Source organism: Curtobacterium sp. PhB170 (genome assembly GCF_003752345.1).
In the GTDB taxonomy this organism is placed as follows: domain Bacteria; phylum Actinomycetota; class Actinomycetes; order Actinomycetales; family Microbacteriaceae; genus Curtobacterium.
The window spans coordinates 161,259-177,953 of the sequence record NZ_RJUM01000011.1 but is presented as its reverse complement, the minus strand read 5'-3'; the positions used below and the strand labels follow the sequence as shown (position 1 = coordinate 177,953).

General features: G+C 72.2%; 12 protein-coding genes and 1 tRNA gene. 10 read left to right on the top strand and 3 right to left on the bottom strand.

The window, feature by feature from the left end; translation table 11 throughout:
• The first annotated feature begins 23 nt into the window (after positions 1-23).
• Complete coding sequence (locus tag EDF40_RS11690; protein WP_123339662.1) at positions 24-1,406, top strand: serine hydrolase; 1,383 nt, start codon at positions 24-26, stop codon at positions 1,404-1,406.
• A 133-nt stretch (positions 1,407-1,539) separates the two neighbouring features.
• Here EDF40_RS11690 and EDF40_RS11685 read toward each other — a convergent pair whose 3' ends face one another.
• Positions 1,540-2,334 carry an SGNH/GDSL hydrolase family protein gene (locus EDF40_RS11685; RefSeq protein ID WP_123339891.1) on the bottom strand — a complete coding sequence of 265 codons (795 nt, stop codon included), beginning with the start codon at positions 2,332-2,334 and terminating at the stop codon, positions 1,540-1,542.
• Positions 2,335-2,357: 23 nt separating this feature from the next.
• Between EDF40_RS11685 and EDF40_RS11680 the strand changes: the two genes are divergently transcribed.
• From EDF40_RS11680 to EDF40_RS11655, 6 genes are all read left to right on the top strand, one after another.
• Complete coding sequence (locus tag EDF40_RS11680; RefSeq protein ID WP_123339661.1) at positions 2,358-3,551, top strand: acyl-CoA dehydrogenase family protein; 1,194 nt, start codon at positions 2,358-2,360, stop codon at positions 3,549-3,551.
• 390 nt (positions 3,552-3,941) lie between these two features.
• Entirely contained in the window at positions 3,942-6,269 is a 2,328-nt protein-coding gene (locus tag EDF40_RS11675) for an FUSC family protein (RefSeq protein ID WP_123339660.1), read from the top strand.
• A 37-nt stretch (positions 6,270-6,306) separates the two neighbouring features.
• Entirely contained in the window at positions 6,307-7,551 is a 1,245-nt protein-coding gene (gene dinB / locus EDF40_RS11670) for a DNA polymerase IV (protein WP_123339659.1), read from the top strand.
• 23 nt (positions 7,552-7,574) lie between these two features.
• Positions 7,575-9,521, top strand: a complete 1,947-nt coding sequence (locus EDF40_RS11665) for a DEAD/DEAH box helicase (RefSeq protein ID WP_260212678.1) — start codon at positions 7,575-7,577, stop codon at positions 9,519-9,521.
• A 25-nt stretch (positions 9,522-9,546) separates the two neighbouring features.
• Positions 9,547-9,744: a hypothetical protein gene (locus tag EDF40_RS11660; protein ID WP_111083992.1), complete on the top strand. Its 198-nt coding sequence runs from the start codon at positions 9,547-9,549 to the stop codon at positions 9,742-9,744.
• 59 nt (positions 9,745-9,803) lie between these two features.
• Positions 9,804-11,132 carry an NAD(P)/FAD-dependent oxidoreductase gene (locus tag EDF40_RS11655; protein ID WP_111083993.1) on the top strand — a complete coding sequence of 443 codons (1,329 nt, stop codon included), beginning with the start codon at positions 9,804-9,806 and terminating at the stop codon, positions 11,130-11,132.
• A gap of 410 nt (positions 11,133-11,542) precedes the next feature.
• Here EDF40_RS11655 and EDF40_RS11650 read toward each other — a convergent pair.
• Positions 11,543-11,628 (bottom strand) — tRNA-Leu (locus EDF40_RS11650).
• A 182-nt stretch (positions 11,629-11,810) separates the two neighbouring features.
• Between EDF40_RS11650 and EDF40_RS11645 the strand changes: the two genes are divergently transcribed.
• From EDF40_RS11645 to mshC, 3 genes are read left to right on the top strand one after another with little or no spacing between them, the layout of a single operon-like run.
• Entirely contained in the window at positions 11,811-13,127 is a 1,317-nt protein-coding gene (locus EDF40_RS11645) for a M20/M25/M40 family metallo-hydrolase (RefSeq protein WP_123339658.1), read from the top strand.
• Between the two features lie 60 nt (positions 13,128-13,187).
• Positions 13,188-14,018: an undecaprenyl-diphosphate phosphatase gene (locus EDF40_RS11640; protein WP_111083996.1), complete on the top strand. Its 831-nt coding sequence runs from the start codon at positions 13,188-13,190 to the stop codon at positions 14,016-14,018.
• The gene (gene mshC, locus EDF40_RS11635) at positions 14,015-15,259 is read left to right on the top strand and encodes a cysteine--1-D-myo-inosityl 2-amino-2-deoxy-alpha-D-glucopyranoside ligase (RefSeq protein ID WP_123339657.1); all 1,245 of its coding nucleotides are present in this window, start codon (positions 14,015-14,017) and stop codon (positions 15,257-15,259) included. Before EDF40_RS11640 ends, mshC begins: the two co-directional genes overlap by 4 nt.
• A gap of 451 nt (positions 15,260-15,710) precedes the next feature.
• Here the strand turns inward: mshC and EDF40_RS11630 are convergent, their stop codons facing one another.
• Positions 15,711-16,646 (bottom strand): proteasome assembly chaperone family protein, encoded by a 936-nt coding sequence (locus tag EDF40_RS11630; protein ID WP_123339656.1) that lies wholly within the window; start codon positions 16,644-16,646, stop codon positions 15,711-15,713.
• Between the last annotated feature and the right edge of the window lie 49 nt (positions 16,647-16,695).

Genomic DNA, 16,695 nt, shown 5'->3' with positions numbered 1-16,695 from the left:
GCGGAGTCCGTACTGTCGGACGGGTGACGACGACGAAGACGTTCCCCCGGACCACCCCCTCCGCCCTCGACATCGACGCCCGCGGTGTGCTCGCGTTCGTCGACGCCCTCGAGTCGACCCCCGGCGTCGAGCCGCACAGCCTGATGCTGCTCCGCCACGGCCAAGTCGCCGCCGAGGGGTGGTGGCAGCCGTACGCGGCCGACCGGGTGCACCTGCTCTACTCGCTCAGCAAGAGCTTCACCGCAGCGGCCGTCGGCATCGCCGTGCGCGAGGGCCTGATCGACCTCGACGCGACCGCGCTGTCGTACTTCCCCGAACTCGACGACGAGATCACGGACGAACGCAGCCGCCGCATCCGGGTCCGGCACCTGCTCGCGATGGCGAGCGGGCACCGCGAGGACGCCATCGACCGGGCCCGTGAGCTCGACCGCATGGACGTCGTGCGCGGCTTCCTGCTGCTGCCGCCCGACGAGGAGCCCGGCTCGCTCTTCACCTACAACCAGCCGTGCACGTACACGCTCGCCGCGATCGTGCGGCGGGTCAGCGGCGGTTCGCTGGTCGACTACCTGCGTCCCCGGCTGCTCGACCCGCTCGGCATCGACGACCTGGCGTGGCGCCGCGACGAGTCCGGCGGCGAGCTCGGCTTCAGCGGCTGCTACACCACGACGTCGGCGGTGGCCGCGCTCGGGCAGCTGTACCTGCAGCGCGGCGTCTGGGAGGGCGAGCGGATCCTCGACGAGGACTGGGTCGCGGCCGCCACGCGCAAGCAGATCGACAACCTCGACGAGGAGAACCCGGACTGGTCGCAGGGCTACGGCTTCCAGTTCTGGATGGCCCGTCACGGCTTCCGCGGCGACGGCGCCTACGGTCAGTTCTGCGTCGTCCTGCCGGAGCAGGACGTCGTCCTCGCGATCACCGGACAGAGCCTCGACATGCAGGCGGTCCTCGACGCTGCCTGGCAGCACCTGCTGCCCGCCGTCGACCGTCCCGCCGACACGGGTGCGGACACCGCTCTGGAGGCACGGCTCGCCTCCCTGGGGCTGCCTCCGGTGAGCGGCGGCCCGCTCCCCGAGCACGTGGCCGGTCGTGCACTCCGGGTGCTGCCCGGTGCGGCGCTCGACGCCGTGGGCTTCGACCGCGGGGCCCACGGAATCCGGCTGTCCGTGTCGGCCGACGGAGCGTCGGCGTCGGTGCCGGTCGGCGAGGGGGAGTGGGCCGTCGAGGGCGCCCTCGCAGCGAGCGCCGCGACCCAGTCGGACGGCACCGTGCTCGTCGCGCTCCGTTTCGTGGAGACACCGCACCTGCTGCACCTGCGCGTCGACCTCGACGCGGGCACGGTCGGGACGAAGTGGGAGACCGAGCCGCTGCACGACGGCCCACTGACGTTGCACCGGCCCGCCGACTGACCTGTGCCGACATAGGGTGCGTACGTCGCGGTTCGCGCCCCCGTGCGGTCATCGCGCCCTGGGGAGTCGGGGCGCGATGACCGCGGTGGGGCGCGGCCGGGGAGGCGTGCGGACTCGGTTCGGCGTCGACCGGCTACGGGGTGTCGGACTTGTGCTCGACGACGTCCTGCAGCTCGGGGCGCTTGGCGGAGACACCGTCGCCCGACGAGGTGTGCTTGATGCGCCGGACGACCCACGGCACCAGGTGCTCCTTCGCCCAGCCGAGGTCCTCGGCGCGGGCTTCACGCCACGGCCGCGCCTCGAGCGGTTCGGGGTTGAACGGCTCGAGGCCGTGCGGCACGCCGAGGGCGTCGAGCACCGCGGCGGCGATCGTGGCGTGCCCCGTGGGCGAGTGGTGCAGTCGGTCCGGTGCCCACATGCGCGGGTCGCGGAGCACTCGGAGCGCCCACATGTCCGCTACCAGCGCGCCGTGCTTCAGGGCGATGGCGTGCAGGTTCTCGTTGTAGATCGCCGTCTTGCCGCGCACCATGCCGAGCACCGGCGTCATGCCGACGTCGGGCCCGGTGAACAGCACCACGGTGGCGCCGTCGCTCCGCAGGCGCGACACCATGGCGTCCACCCGCTCGGCGAGTTCGTCCGGATCGGAGCCCGGCCGGATGATGTCGTTGCCCCCGGCGGACACCGTGACCAGGTCCGGACGGAGCGCGAGCGCCGGTTCCACCTGCTCGTCGATGATCTGCTGCAGCAGTCGCCCGCGGATCGCCAGGTTGGCGTACGCGAAGTCGTCGGACCCGTGGGCGAGCACCTCGGCCACTCGGTCCGCCCAGCCCCGGTTTCCCCCGGGCACGGTGGGGTCGGGGTCGCCGATCCCCTCGGTGAACGAGTCACCGATCGCGACGTACCTGGACCACGGATGACGATCTGACACGCTCCGGACCATAGTCTCGTGCCATGACGAAGGCCAACACGGGCGCAGCCGCCGGCGCGGACGCCGGCACGGACTCAGCCGCCTGGACCGTGCCGGACGACCTGCTCGCTCGCATCGCCGAACGCGCCCCCGGGTACGACACCGCGAACGCGTTCTGCGCCGAGGACCTCGAGGAACTCCGCGCTGCGGGCTACCTGCGCATCGGGGTGCCGGTGGAGCGGGGTGGCTCCGGTCTCGGACTCCGCGCCACGGCCACCGTGCAGCGGACCCTCGCCCAGGCCGCACCGGCGACGGCACTCGGCCTCGGGATGCACCAGGTGTGGGTGCAGGCGGCGCGCGCCGTGACTGCGCGGGGTGAGTCGTTCCTCCAGGCCGTCACCGACCACGCGTCGGACGACCACCTGCTGGCCTTCGGGGTGAGCGAACCCGGCAACGACGCCGTCCTGTTCGACTCGTCGACGACGGCGGAGCCGGACGGCGACGGCGGGTACCGCTTCACCGGTACCAAGGTCTCCACCTCGCTCGCACCGGCGTGGGACGTCCTGAGCGTGTTCGGCAAGGACGAGTCGGGTCCGGAACCGCGGCTGGTGCACGGCTTCGTGCTCCGGTCCGACGGCGACGTCGAGCACCTGGACGACTGGGACACCCTCGGCATGCGGGCCACGCAGAGCCGCACGACGAAGCTGCACGGAGTGCACGTCCCCGCCGACCGCATCGTGCGGTCGCTGCCGGTCGGGCCGAACCAGGACCCGCTCGTGTTCGGGGTCTTCGCGGCCTTCGAGCTGCTCATCGCCTCGGTGTACGTCGGGATCGCCGAACGCGCGATCACGCTGGCGGTGTCTGCTGTCGGACGTCGCGTCGCGGCCGACGGCTCGCTCCGGTCGCAGGACCCGGACGTCCGGCGTGCGATCGCGGAGCTGCGCGGCGCAGTCGACGCGATCACCCTGCAGGTCGACGCGCTCGCCCGCTCGGTGGACGAACAGGACGACCTCGGCACCCGCTGGTTCCCGCTGCTCGTCGGCACGAAGGCGCGGGCGGTGGACACCGCGCAGCACGTGGTGGACGAGGCCATGCGGGTGGTCGGGGGCTCGGCGTTCCGGTCCTCGAGCGAAATCGCCCGCCTGGCGCGCGACGTCCGGGCCGGCCAGTACCACCCGTCGTCGCGGGACTCGGCGGCGCGCACGCTCGCGGCGTCGGTGCTCGGCCCGCCCGCCTGACGCGGTCGCGCGCGGCCTGGAGCGGTCGCGCGCCCGGCCCGGTGCGGTGCGACGGTCGCACGGTGCGGTGCGACGGTCGCACGGTGCAGAGCGCGTGAGTCCGTGCGAGGTTGCCCGCCTCGTGCAGCCCTGTAGTGCCGCACGGAGCGATCAACCCGGCACGGATCGGCGACGGTGGCACGGTGCTCCGGGGCCAGGGCGACGGTCGCACGGTGCGGGACTTGTGAGCCCGTGCGAGGTTGCTCGCCTCGTGCGGCCCTGTAGCGCCGCACCGAGCGATCAACCTCGCACCGAGCGCCGAAGGCCGCACCGTGCGGCCGCCGCCCGCACGACCGGATAGTTAGCATCCGGTACGATTGGCCTCCCGAGCGCAGAGGAGGCGGCCGACTCGTGCCGAGGACCGACACCACGAACCGGACCGCTCCCCGTCGACGGACCCGCTCCCGGCGACTGGCCGACGCGGTCCTCGCGCTCGACCCCGGGCTCGTGAAGACCGACGGCGCCCTCCGCAACCTGGTCGCGGTGCCCGCCGGCATGGCCGTGGGGTACGCCGTCGCGACCGCGTTCGGCCTGCCCGCGATCCTGGGCGTGATGATCGGCGCGATGCCCGCGTTCATCACCTGCCTCGTCATCGTCGATCCGAGCACCGGCCGGACGGCTGCCCGCACCGGAGCCGTCCTCGTGCCGTTCGTCGTCGCCCTGGCCGGCAGCATCGCCCTGCAGCCGTTCCGGCTCCTCGAGCTCGTGCTCATCGTCGTGCTGCTGTTCCTGCAGTTCGCCGCAGCCGCGTGGGGCGCGTGGGCCGCCGACGCCGCGATCGTCGGGTTCGCCGGGTACCTGTGCGGGCTGCTCCTCCCGCTGCCCGAGACGAGCGTCGTGCCGCTCGGCCTCGTCGTGGCCGCCTCGCTCGCCGCGACGATCCTGGTCCGCCTGGTGCTCCGACCGGACGCGCACCGTGCCCTGTTGCGCACCCGCCGTGGCTTCGTCGCCCGTGGCTCGGCCGTGCTCGAGGCCGCTGCCGCCGTCCTCGCCGCGGCGGACGACCCGGCCGCACGACGCCGCACGCTGCGCCGCCTCCGCCGCAGCCGCGACCGGTACCACGAGATCGCGTTGACGGTCGACGGGATGCTCGCCGCGAGCGGGGTGGACGCCGACACCACGGCGGAGGAACTCCACCGGCTCGTGTTCGACACGCACTTCGCGGTCGACGAGCTCGGGCGCGGTGCCGGTGCCCTCGTCGAGCACGGCGCGCCGTCGGACGTCCGGCACGCCGCGCTCCGTGCTGTCACGATCGTCCTGCGCCACGGCGGCGGGCACGGCGAGGACGCGGCACGGACGTTGCTCGCCCGGTACGGCATCACGGCGTCCGCCGGCGACCCCGGCTCGCGCACGACGGCCGTCGTCCGTCGGATGGCCGCCGAGTTCACCGACCTGCAGGACGCCGGGCTGCGGTGGCGCGAGCTCCGCGACGAACTGCCGCGCCGCGGCGACGGCGTCGCGTTGGCGGCACCCTTCGTCACGCCCGTCGTCCTGGCCGGCGGGCGTCCTGCCGGAGCGGTGCCGGTGCTGGCCGACACCGTCGCCGACGGCCCCTGGCGCCGCTGGCGACTCTCCGTCTCACTGCGCACCGCGGTGCACGCAGCGATCGCCGTCGCGATCGTCGAGCCTCTCGCGCTCCTGCTCGACGGCCCCCGGTTCTACTGGGGCGTGATCGGCGTGATGATCGTCCTCGCCGGCACCAACACCACGCACGAGCGGGTCCGCAAGGGCCTGCACCGCGCCGTCGGCACGGTCGTCGGCGGCGCCGTCGGCATCGTCCTCGTGCACGTCGTCGGCACGGCGCACCCCTGGTTCACGCTCGTGCTCGTCTGCGTCCTGCTCGCGGTCGGCACGTACGGCTTCGGCGGCGTCTACTCGGTCTGGGTCGCGTGCCTGGTCGTCGTCCTCTGCCAGGTGTACGCGTTCTCCGGCAGCTTCACGGATTCGCTCATCCCGATCCGACTCGCCGAGAACCTGCTCGGCGCCGCGGTCGCCGTGCTCGTGAGCGCCGTCGTCTTCCCGATCGCCACCCGGGCCGTCATCCGACGGGCCGTGCGCCGGCAGCTGACCGCGGTCCGGGCGTTCGTGCTCGCGCTGGTCGGGGTCGATGCGGACGCCGAGGCGGACGCGACCGACGGTGCGGGCGGGAACCGGGCCTCCCGGTCCGCCGACACGGCCACCGACGCCGCCGCACCCGACCTGCGCGCACGATCGCGCGCCGTCGACGCGGCCACCTACCAGCTGGACGCCGTCCTGCGCCCGATGGTGCGGTTCCCGACGGGCGGACCCGCCCGCGCGGATGCCAGGACCCGGACGTCCCTGCAGGCGGCGGCGACGTTCGCGCGCGAGGCGGCCGGGAGGCTCGGCTCGCCCCCGCAGGACCCGCCCGCCGCCCTGGTCGGTGCCGCCCACCGCCTCGCCGCGTCGATCGCGGACCTGGCCGACGGCATCGTGGCCGGGCCCCGGTCCGCCGCGCCGGCGCCGGTCTGGGCGCGGGTCGGCGACCAGCTCGACACGGCGGTGGCCGCGGCGGCGGGTCGTCCGGACCAGCAGACCGTCGAGGTCGCGGCGCACGCGCTGGGCCGCATCGACGAGGCGCTCGCGCTGCTGGCCGACCGGCACCGGGCGACCGTGCTCGGCGAGACCGCCACGCGTTCGGCGGCCACCGGCGCACGCTGAGCCCGGCGATGTCGGTGGTCCCTGGCATCATCTCGGTGTGAGCAAGCAGGACGGAAGCAACCGGCTCGTCTCCGACGCACCGGTGGACGACGTCTCGGCGACCGTGCTGCACGTCGACATGGACGCCTTCTTCGCCTCCGTCGAACTGCTCGACCGACCCGACCTGGTGGGTCTGCCGGTCATCGTCGGCCACGACTCCGACCGCTCCGTGGTCACCGCTGCCACCTACGAAGCCCGTCGGTACGGCGTGAACTCCGCCATGCCGATGGCCATCGCGAAGCGCCGCTGCCCGAACGCGATCATCGTCGAGCCGCACTTCGAGAAGTACCGCGACCAGTCCGCCGCGGTGATGGCGATCTTCGACCGGTTCACGCCGCGGGTCGAACGGCTCGGCATCGACGAAGCGTTCCTCGACGTCGCCGGCGCGCTCCGGCTCTACGGCACGCCGTGGGAGATCGGCCGGGCCATCCGGCGCGCGGTCCACGCCGAGACGGGCCTGCACTGCTCGGTCGGCGCCGCGTCGACCAAGTTCGTGGCGAAGCTCGCGTCGAGCCGGTCCAAGCCGGACGGGCTGCTCGTCGTGCCCGCGGCCGACACCATCGCGTTCCTGCACCCGCAGCCGGTCTCGGCGCTGTGGGGTGTGGGCGGCAAGACGCAGGAGACCCTCGAGCGCCGCGGCATCCGCACCGTCGGCGACCTGGCGAACACGCCGCTCGGGTCGCTCGTGTCCGCGCTCGGGCCGGCCGGTGGCCAGCGCCTGCACGACCTGTCCTGGGGGCGCGACCCACGCGTGGTCGACACCGGCGTGGGCGAGAAGTCCATCGGGCACGAGGTCACGTTCGGCCACGACCTGACCGAGCGGGACGACGTCGCGCGCGAGCTCCTGCGCCTCGCCGACAAGGTCGCCGTCCGCCTGCGCCACGCCGACGTGCAGGCCCGCACCGTGGCGCTCAAGGTCCGCTACACCGACTTCACCACGTTGACCCGGTCGCGCACCCTCGCCGAGCCCACGGACGTCGCCAAGCGGCTGCACCGCGAAGCCGTCGAGCTGTACGACGTGCTGCACCGACCGGGCAACCGGATCCGGCTCATCGGGGTCCGGGGCGAGAACCTCGTGCCGGCCGCCGCGAGCAACGCGCTGTGGGACGACGACGCGCCGTGGCGCGAGACCGAGACCACGGTCGACGCGGTCGCCGCGCGCTTCGGCGCAGGCGTGCTGCGACCGGCATCCCTGGTCCGCCGGACTCCCGACGGCCACGTCCCGCACGCCAGGCAGGACTGACGGTGGCGGTAGAATCAGGTCCAGTGAGCGCAGCGGAGTACGAACAGCAGCAGCCCGCCACGCTGTGGGCCGAGTCAGGGGACGACCACACGTCGTCGACGTCTTCGTCGTCGATGTCCGCGCAGTCATCGGCGGACGCCGACGCCGTGGCACGGGACGAAGCCGACGCGGCCGCCCTGGCCGAAGCAGCCGGCAACTCGGCCGTCCAGCACCTGTCGCCCGCGTTCCCGGACCGAGCCGCGTGGGGCACCGCCTCCAAGCTCCGCGCCTGGCAGGTCGAAGCCCTCACGAAGTACTTCGAGTCCGAGCCGCGTGACTTCCTCACGGCCGCCACGCCCGGCGCCGGCAAGACGACGTTCGCGCTCCGCCTGGCCACCGAGCTGCTGGCGCGCGGCACCGTCGACCGCATCGTGGTCGTCGCCCCCACCGAGCACCTGAAGCGGCAGTGGGCGGACTCCGCCGACCGCGTGGGCATCCGCATCGACCCGATGTTCAAGAACGGCGACGGCATGTTCGGCCGGCACTACCAAGGCGTCGCGATCACGTACGCCCAGGTCGGCATGAACCCCGAGGTGCACAAGAAGATCACCGAGGGCGGGCGCACCCTCGTCGTCCTCGACGAGGTCCACCACGGCGGCGACGCGCTCACCTGGGGCGACGGCATCCGGGAAGCCTTCTCCGGTGCCACCCGACGGCTCTCGCTGTCCGGCACGCCGTTCCGGTCCGACACCGCGCCGATCCCGTTCGTCCAGTACGCCCCCGACGAGCAGGGCATCCGCACCTCGATCTCCGACTACAACTACGGCTACGGCCGCGCGCTCAAGGACGGCGTCGTCCGACCGGTGCTGTTCATGGCCTACGCCGGCCAGATGCGCTGGAAGACGCGGATGGGCGACGAGATGTCGGCCTCCCTCGGCGAACAGGTCACGAAGGACATCACCGCACAGGCCTGGCGCACGGCGCTGTCGCCCGAGGGTGAGTGGATGCCGGCCGTGCTGTCCGCCGCCGACAAGCGCCTGACCGAGGTGCGCCGTGGCGTGCCCGACGCCGGCGGTCTGGTCATCGCGACGGACACCACCACGGCCCGCGCCTACGCCCGGATCCTGCAGCAGATCACCGGGGAACGGCCGACGGTCGTCCTGTCCGACGAAGCCGCCGGGTCCAGCCGGATCAGCGCGTTCGCCGACGACACCTCGCGGTGGATGGTCGCCGTGCGCATGGTGTCCGAAGGCGTCGACGTCCCGCGGCTCTGCGTCGGCGTGTACGCCACGAGCGCGAGCACCCCGCTGTTCTTCGCCCAGGTGATCGGCCGCTTCGTGCGTGCTCGGCGTCGTGGCGAGACCGCCTCGGTGTTCCTGCCGAGCGTGCCCGGACTGATGGCACTCGCGGCGACGCTCGAGCTCGAACGCGACCACGCCCTCGACCGTCCGAAGGGCGCCGACGACGGCATGTACAACCCCGAAGACGCGATGGTGGCCGAGGCCAACAAGGAAGACCGCGCGTCCGAGAGCCTGCTCGAGGTCCAGCCGTTCGAGGCGCTCGACTCGCAGGCGTCGTTCGACCGCGTCCTCTACGACGGCGGTGAGTTCGGCACCGGCGGCGAGGTCGGGTCGCTCGAGGAACTCGACTTCATCGGCATCCCGGGACTCCTCGAACCCGACCAGGTGCGCGACCTGCTCCGGGCGCGCCAGGCGACCCAGGCGAAGCGCTCCAAGGGCCGGGCGGTCAAGGACGGCCAACCGAAGGCCGCCGAGCCCGAGAACCGCCCGATGTACATGACCATCAAGGAGCAGCGGACCGAGCTCGCGCGCCTCGTGTCGATCTGGTCCCGGCACTCCAACGAGCCGCACGGCTCCATCCACGCCGAACTCCGGCGCATCAGCGGTGGGCCGGCCGTGGCACAGGCGAGCATCGAGCAGATCCAGAAGCGCATCGACGTCCTGCGCTCCCGCATCGGCGGGCGCCGGTGACGGGTCCGGTCCGGGCGGTCCGCCCGTGATCGAGTCCGTCGACGACCGCACCTGGTACGTCAAGCGCGACGCGGAGTCCTCCCCAGAGGCGATCATCGACCGGTTCGGTGGTGGCTACCGCTTGCGACGGTTCTCGTTGACCGAGTCCCGGCGCACCCCGCACGGGGTCTACATGGGCCTCGACCTCGCCGAGACGGCCTGGTGGCGACTCCGAGAGCGCTGATTCGCTCAGGAAGTGCGGCGTTCATGACGTTGACGGCCCGTATCCGGTAGACCGGAGGAATGGCAGACTCGATCCCTCACGTCCTCGTCCTCGGCGGCGGCTCCGCTGGCTACAGCACCGTCAAGCAGCTGCAGAAGCACGCCGCGACCGTGCCCATGCGCATCACGCTCGTGGACCAGAACACCTACTACACGTACCTGCCGTTCCTGCCCGAGGTCGCCGGCGGCCACATCGCCCCGAAGGACGTGACCGTCGAGCTGCGCCGTGCGCTCCGCAAGACCCGCGTCATCCAGGGCAAGGTCACCGGCATCTCGTCGAAGGACAAGACCGTCTCGATCGCGACCGCCGGTGGCGACGACCGCACGCTCGGCTACGACCAGCTCGTCGTCGCGCTCGGCTCGGTCACCCGCACCTTCCCGACCCCCGGGCTCGAGGAGTACGGCGTCGGCTTCAAGAGCGTCGAAGAGGCCGCCTACGTGCGCGCCAAGCTCCTCGACAACATCGCCAAGGCCGCTGCCACCCGTGACGAGGACGAGCGTCGTCGTCTGCTGACCAGCGTCTTCGTCGGCGGTGGCTACACCGGCGTCGAGGCGATCGGCGAACTGTTCGACGTTTCGCAGGCCGCCATCAAGACCTACCCGTCGCTCGCGGGGGAGCAGCCCCGCTGGATCCTCATCGACGCGCTCGACCGTGTCGCGCCCGAGGTCGGCCCGGAGCTGTCCAAGTGGACGCTCGAGTCGCTCCGCGCCCGCGGCATCGACGTGCGCCTGAAGACCACCATGCCGAGCGCCGAGGGCGGCATCGTCAAGCTCTCCGACGGCGACGAGATCCCCACGGGGCTGCTCGTCTGGACCGCCGGCGTGAAGCCGAACCCGCTGCTCGACGCCTCCGACCTGCCCCGCGGACCGAAGGGGCACCTCGCCGCCAACGCGAAGCTCCAGGTCGAGGCCGAGGACACGCACGAGGTCGTCCCCGGTGTCTGGGGTCTCGGTGACGTCGCACAGGTGCCCGACCTGACCGCCGACAAGCAGCCGGCGTTCTACCCGCCGAACGCGCAGAACGCGGTCCGCCAGGCCGTCGTCGCGGCGGACAACGTGGTCGCGACGATCACCGGCAAGCCCCTCGAGGAGTACCGCCACCCCTCGATCGGCACGGTCGCCTCGTACGGCGTCGCCAAGGGTGCCGCGAACATCAAGGGCATCAAGATGACGAACCTGCTGGCCTGGCTCGCCCACCGCGCCTACCACGTGTACGCGATGCCGACGCTGAACCGCAAGGCGCGCATCGTCATCGGCTGGGTCACCGGTGCCGTCTCGGGCCGCGACGCGACCTCGCTCATCAAGGAGACGGACCCGCGCCGCAACTTCGTCGAGGCGTCGAAGAGCTAGACGCAACCACCTGACGGACGGGAGGCGCGGTGCCAGCTGGCACCGCGCCTCCCGTCCGTCTGTGCGTGCGCCGCAACCCACGCCCCGACCCGGCCCGACCCGACCCGCAACGACGCCATCGATGTCGTACGACGTCGATGATGTCGTCGGCACGCGCCGGCAACCGTTGCGCCGGCGCCGTTGCGACACCATCGATGTCGTACGACGTCGATCTTGTCGCCCGGCCGAGACCGCAGCGAGCTGGCGGTGGCCGTGAGCGCAGCGAGCTGTCCGCGCCCCCACCCCTGGCCGTGAGCGCAGCGAACTGGCCGAGGCGGTGACGCCCTGAGCGCAGCGATGGCGGCACTCGCCGGGAGATGCAACAGAAAATGCCCCCGGACCGAAAGGTCAGGGGGCACTGCATGTTTCTGTGTCCGAAGGGGGACTTGAACCCCCACGCCCTAATACGGGCACTAGCACCTCAAGCTAGCGCGTCTACCAATTCCGCCATCCGGACTGGATGTGTGGCGATTTCCCCGGGTTTCCCCGGCGTCCCTGCCGAGAGAAAACACTAGCACGGGTCTGAACGCCCGATGAACACGGCCGCGCATCCCGGGCGCGTCCAGCCGGCGGCGTCGCGAGGCGTCCCGCGGCGTCACCGGGCCGGGGCGCGTCGGTGCGGACCGATACCGTGGTGGCATGACGAACCCGGAGCCGACCGCGACCGAGCTCGAGGCCACCGCGGCGATCGCGCGCGACCTCATCCGCATCGACACCACGAACTGGGGCGAGGGGAAGTCGCGCGGCGAGACCGAGGCGGCGCACTACGTCGAGGACAAGTTGCGCGGGCTGGGCCTCGAGCCGCAGTTGTTCGAGTCCGAGCCGGATCGCGTCAGTGTCGTCGCGCGGGTGCCCGGCCGCGATCGTGACAAGCCGGCCCTCGTGGTGCACGGGCACCTCGACGTCGTGCCGGCCGATCCGGCGAACTGGTCGGTCGACCCCTTCGGCGGTGTCGTCAAGGACGGCTCGCTGTGGGGGCGGGGCGCCGTCGACATGAAGAACATGGACGCGATGATGCTCACGTCGCTGTCGGACGTCATCGCGGCGCAGGGGGCTCCCGAGCGGGATCTCGTGATCGCGTACTTCGCCGACGAGGAAGCCGGGGGAGTGCTCGGCTCGCACCACGTCGTCGAGCACCACCCCGAGGTCTTCGCCGGGGCCAGCGCCGCCATCAGCGAGGTGGGCGGGTACTCGATCACCCTCGGCGACCGTCGCGCCTACCTGCTGCAGACGGGCGAGAAGGCGCTGATGTGGATCAAGCTCATCGCCCGCGGCACTGCTGCGCACGGTTCGCACGTCATCCGCGACAACGCCGTGACGAAGCTCGCCGCGGCGGTCGCCCGGATCGGCAGCGAGGAGTGGCCGGTGCGTCTGTCGGCCACGACGGACGCGATGGTCGCCGAGGTCGCTCGGTTCCTGGGCGTCGACCCGACCGTGACGGGCCCGGACGAGGTCGCGCTCGCGACCGGGTCGGCCTCGCGGTTCATCCACGCCGCACTGCACACCACGACGAACCCGACGGTCCTGACCGCGGGCTACAAGCACAACGTGATCCCGGACACGGCCGAGGCGCTCGTCGACATCCGCTGCCTGCCCGGTCACGAAGAGTCGGTGCTGGCGCGTGTGCGGGAGCTCGCCGGTGACGAGGTCGAGGTCGTGATGTCCTTCCGCGACATCGGTCTCGAGCAGGACTTCGGCGGACCGCTCGTCGACGCCGTCCGCGACGTCCTCGGCCGCCACGACCCGGGCGCCCCGGTGCTGCCGTACCTGCTGTCCGGCGGCACGGACAACAAGGCGCTGTCGACGCTCGGGATCGCCGGGTACGGCTTCGTGCCGCTGCAGCTGCCCGCCGGCGTGGACTTCCCGGCGATGTTCCACGGTGTCGACGAGCGGGTGCCGCTCGACTCACTGGCCTTCGGTCGGCGTGTTCTCGGGGACCTCCTGGCCACGTACTGATATTGTTCATGGTCGCCTGCGTGGCGGTGTCCTGACCGACCTCCCCCGAAAGGCCCGTGCGTGCACATCCTCGAGGCGATCTTCCTCGGCTTCGTCCAGGGGCTCACCGAGTTCCTGCCGGTGTCCTCCAGCGCGCACCTGCGCATCGTCGGGCTGTTCCTGCCCGACGCGAAGGACCCGGGCGCTGCCTTCACCGCGGTGACGCAGCTCGGCACCGAGACCGCGGTGCTCATCTACTTCTGGAAGGACATCACCCGGATCATCGGGCGGTGGTTCCGTTCCGTGTTCCGGCGCGACGTCCCGAAGGGCGACCCCGACGTGCGTCTCGGGTGGCTCGTGATCCTCGGCACCATCCCGATCGGCATCGCCGGGCTCCTGCTGAAGGACTCCATCGAGACCACGTTCCGCTCGCTCTGGATCGTCGCGATCGTGCTCATCGTCTTCGGCATCGTGCTCGGTGTGCTCGATGTCGTCGGCCGCAAGGAGCGTCGGATCGAGCACATGACCTTCGGTGGCGGCATCCTGATCGGGCTCGCGCAGGTGCTCGCACTCGTCCCCGGGGTCTCCCGCTCGGGCGCGACCGTGTCGATGGGGCTCGCGCTCGGGTACACACGACCGGCCGCGGCACGGTTCGCGTTCCTGCTGGCCGTCCCCGCGGTGTTCCTGTCCGGTCTGTACGAGGCCGCGACGAGCCTGGGTGACCACGGAGCGCCGTTCGGACTCGCCGACACGCTCATCGCGACGGTGGTGGCCTTCGTCGTCGGGTTCGTGGTGATCGCGGCGTTCATGAACTACATCAGCAAGCGCAGCTTCATGCCGTTCGTCGTGTACCGCATCGCACTCGGTATCGTTCTCATCGTGTTGTTGTCGCTCGGAGTGATCCAGCCGTGAGGGCCTGGCAGGCCCCATCCGTCCCCGACGTCCCCGGCGCAGCGCCGCGGCCCGTCGTGCACGACACCGCCACCGGGAAGCCGGTCGACCCGACGCAGGGCGACGAGCGCGCTGCCCTGTACGTCTGCGGGATCACCCCGTACGACGCCACCCACCTCGGGCACGCGGCGACCTACCTGGCGTTCGACACGCTCGGCCGCGCGTGGCGCGACGCCGGCCTCGACGTCGAGTACGCGCAGAACGTCACCGACGTCGACGACCCGCTGCTCGAGCGCGCCACCCGCGACGGCATCGACTGGCGCGAGCTCGCCGCGTCGCAGATCGACCTGTTCCGTCGCGACATGGAGTCGCTCCGGATCCTGCCGCCCGACGACTTCGTGGCCGTCACCGACGAGGTCGACCGCGTCGCCGAGGCCGTCGCGTTCCTGCAGGAGACCGGCTCCGCCTACGAGGTCCCCACCCCGGACGCCGAGGGCGACGACCTGTACTTCGACGTGAACCACCCCACCGACGCGTGGTCGCTCGGCGACGAGAGCGGCCTGGACCGCGAGACCATGCTCACGCTCGCTGCCGAGCGCGGCGGCGACCCGGAGCGCCCCGGCAAGCGCGACCCGCTCGACCCGCTGCTCTGGCGTGCGGCCCGTGACGGTGAGCCGAGCTGGGACTCCGAGATCGGCCCCGGCCGGCCCGGCTGGCACATCGAGTGCAGCGTCATCGCCGGCGACCGTCTCGGCCTGCCGATCAGCGTGCAGGGCGGCGGCAGCGACCTCGTCTTCCCGCACCACGAGATGAGCGCGGGACACGCAGCGGCCCTGGCGCACCAGCCCCTGGCGCACGCGTTCGTGCACACCGGGATGATCGCCTACCAGGGCACGAAGATCTCGAAGTCGCTCGGCAACCTCGTCACGGTGCGCGGGCTGCTCGACGACGGCGCGGACCCCCGCGCGATCCGGCTCGCGCTGCTGTCGCACAAGTACTCCGACGACTGGGAGTGGTTCGACGCCGAGCTCACGAGTGCCACGACGCGCCTCGCGACCTGGGACGCCTGGGCTTCAGGTGCGACTGCGGGGCACGCCGACGACGCGGCCGACGTGGCGTCCCGGATCCGAGCGCGGGTCTCCGACGACCTCGACACGCCGGGCGCGGTCGCCGCGGTCGACACTGCGATCGCCGGGGGCACGGCGTGCACGCCGGAGCTCGCCGACCTGATCGACGCACTGCTCGGCATCAGTCTGGCCTGAGCTCGGGCCGGCCGGCTGGGATTGCCGGGGCTCGGGCTGGGGTCTGGCGCTGGGGCTGGCGCTGACACGCCCGGCCGGGTTCGCCGAGGTTCCACAACACGCCGCGTGCGCGCTGCCGAGGTTCCACAGGCGGCACCTTGCGGCCCCGAGGTTCCGAGATCTCGGAACCTCGGTGGGACCGGCCGGGCGCGCTGGGCGTGTTGGGGGCGCTGGGCGCGACCCGGCGACGGACGGGAGGCCCGTGGCGGGCTGGCACCGTGCCTCCCGTCCGGCGACCGGTCGCGAATACACCGCATGACCGGCCGTGAGCAGACAACGGCGACACGCCGCGCGCGTACCGTGGAGGTTCCACGGATCGCTGGGAGAGGGCGCGAGATGCCGAGATTTCGGAACCTCGGCGAACAGGACCGCGCGCGCCGAAGCGCGCGCCGAAGCCCGCGCCACGCCCGCGCTACTGCTGGGGCGGCTGCGGGGGCCGCCAGGGCCCCTCGCCACCAGCGGTGCCGCCGTCCTTGCCGTCCTTGTGCTCGCGGCGCCGCAGGTACTGCTCGAACTCCTGCGCGATCGCGTCGCCCGAGGCCTCGGGGGAGTCGACGGTGTCGCGAGCCTGCTCGAGCTGCCCGATGTACGACGCCATGTCCTCGTCGTCGGCAGCGAGGGCGTCGATGCCGTCCTCCCACTCGGTGGCGTCGTCGAGCAGGGTGCCACGGGGCACGGTGACGTCGGTGAGCTCCTCGATCTTGTCGAGCAGCGAGAGCGTGGCCTTGGGCGACGGCGAGTTGTGCACGTAGTGCGGGACCGAAGCCCAGAGCGACAGCGTGGTCAGCCCGGCCTTGTCCATCGCGTCGGCCAGGACGCCGAGGATGCCCGTCGGACCCTCGTACGAGGACTTGTCGACGTCGAACGCGGTGCGGACGCCGGCGTTCTCGCTCGACACGAAGACCGAGATCGGGCGGGTGTGCGGCACGTCGGCCAGCATCGCGCCCACGAAGACGACGGCGTCGATCGAGTACACGTCGGCGAGGTCGATGATCTCGGCGCAGAAGCCGCGCCAGGTGCGCGAGGGCTCCGGACCGACCAGGACGAACACGTCGCGGTCGGTCGGGGAGCCGGTGGCGCCGATGACCGGACGGCCCTCGGTCCCGGGCCCGTGCAGCACGATGCGGGGCCACTGCACCCCGCGGGCGCCGGTCTCGTCGGACCCCATGGTCGGACGGTTGAACTGGTAGTCGACGTACCGCTCCCCGTCGAGCTCGCGAAGCTCGTCGAGCCCGAGGGACTCGACGATGCGGCGGGCGAGTCCGCTCGCGGCTTCGCCGGCGTCGTTCCAGCCCTCGAAGGCGACGACGAGCAACCGGCCGTCGCTGAAGGGGGAGTGCTGTGGCACGGAGCGGACCTCCTGGTGGTGGAGCGGAGCGGGGCGGGCGCGACGAGGC

Excerpts from the sequence above, each read along its gene's own strand:
- EDF40_RS11655 (WP_111083993.1), top strand. The coding sequence starts at position 9,804 with ATGGCAGACTCGATCCCTCACGTCCTCGTCCTCGGCGGCGGCTCCGCT.
- EDF40_RS11645 (WP_123339658.1), top strand. The coding sequence starts at position 11,811 with ATGACGAACCCGGAGCCGACCGCGACCGAGCTCGAGGCCACCGCGGCG.
- EDF40_RS11680 (WP_123339661.1), top strand. The coding sequence starts at position 2,358 with ATGACGAAGGCCAACACGGGCGCAGCCGCCGGCGCGGACGCCGGCACG.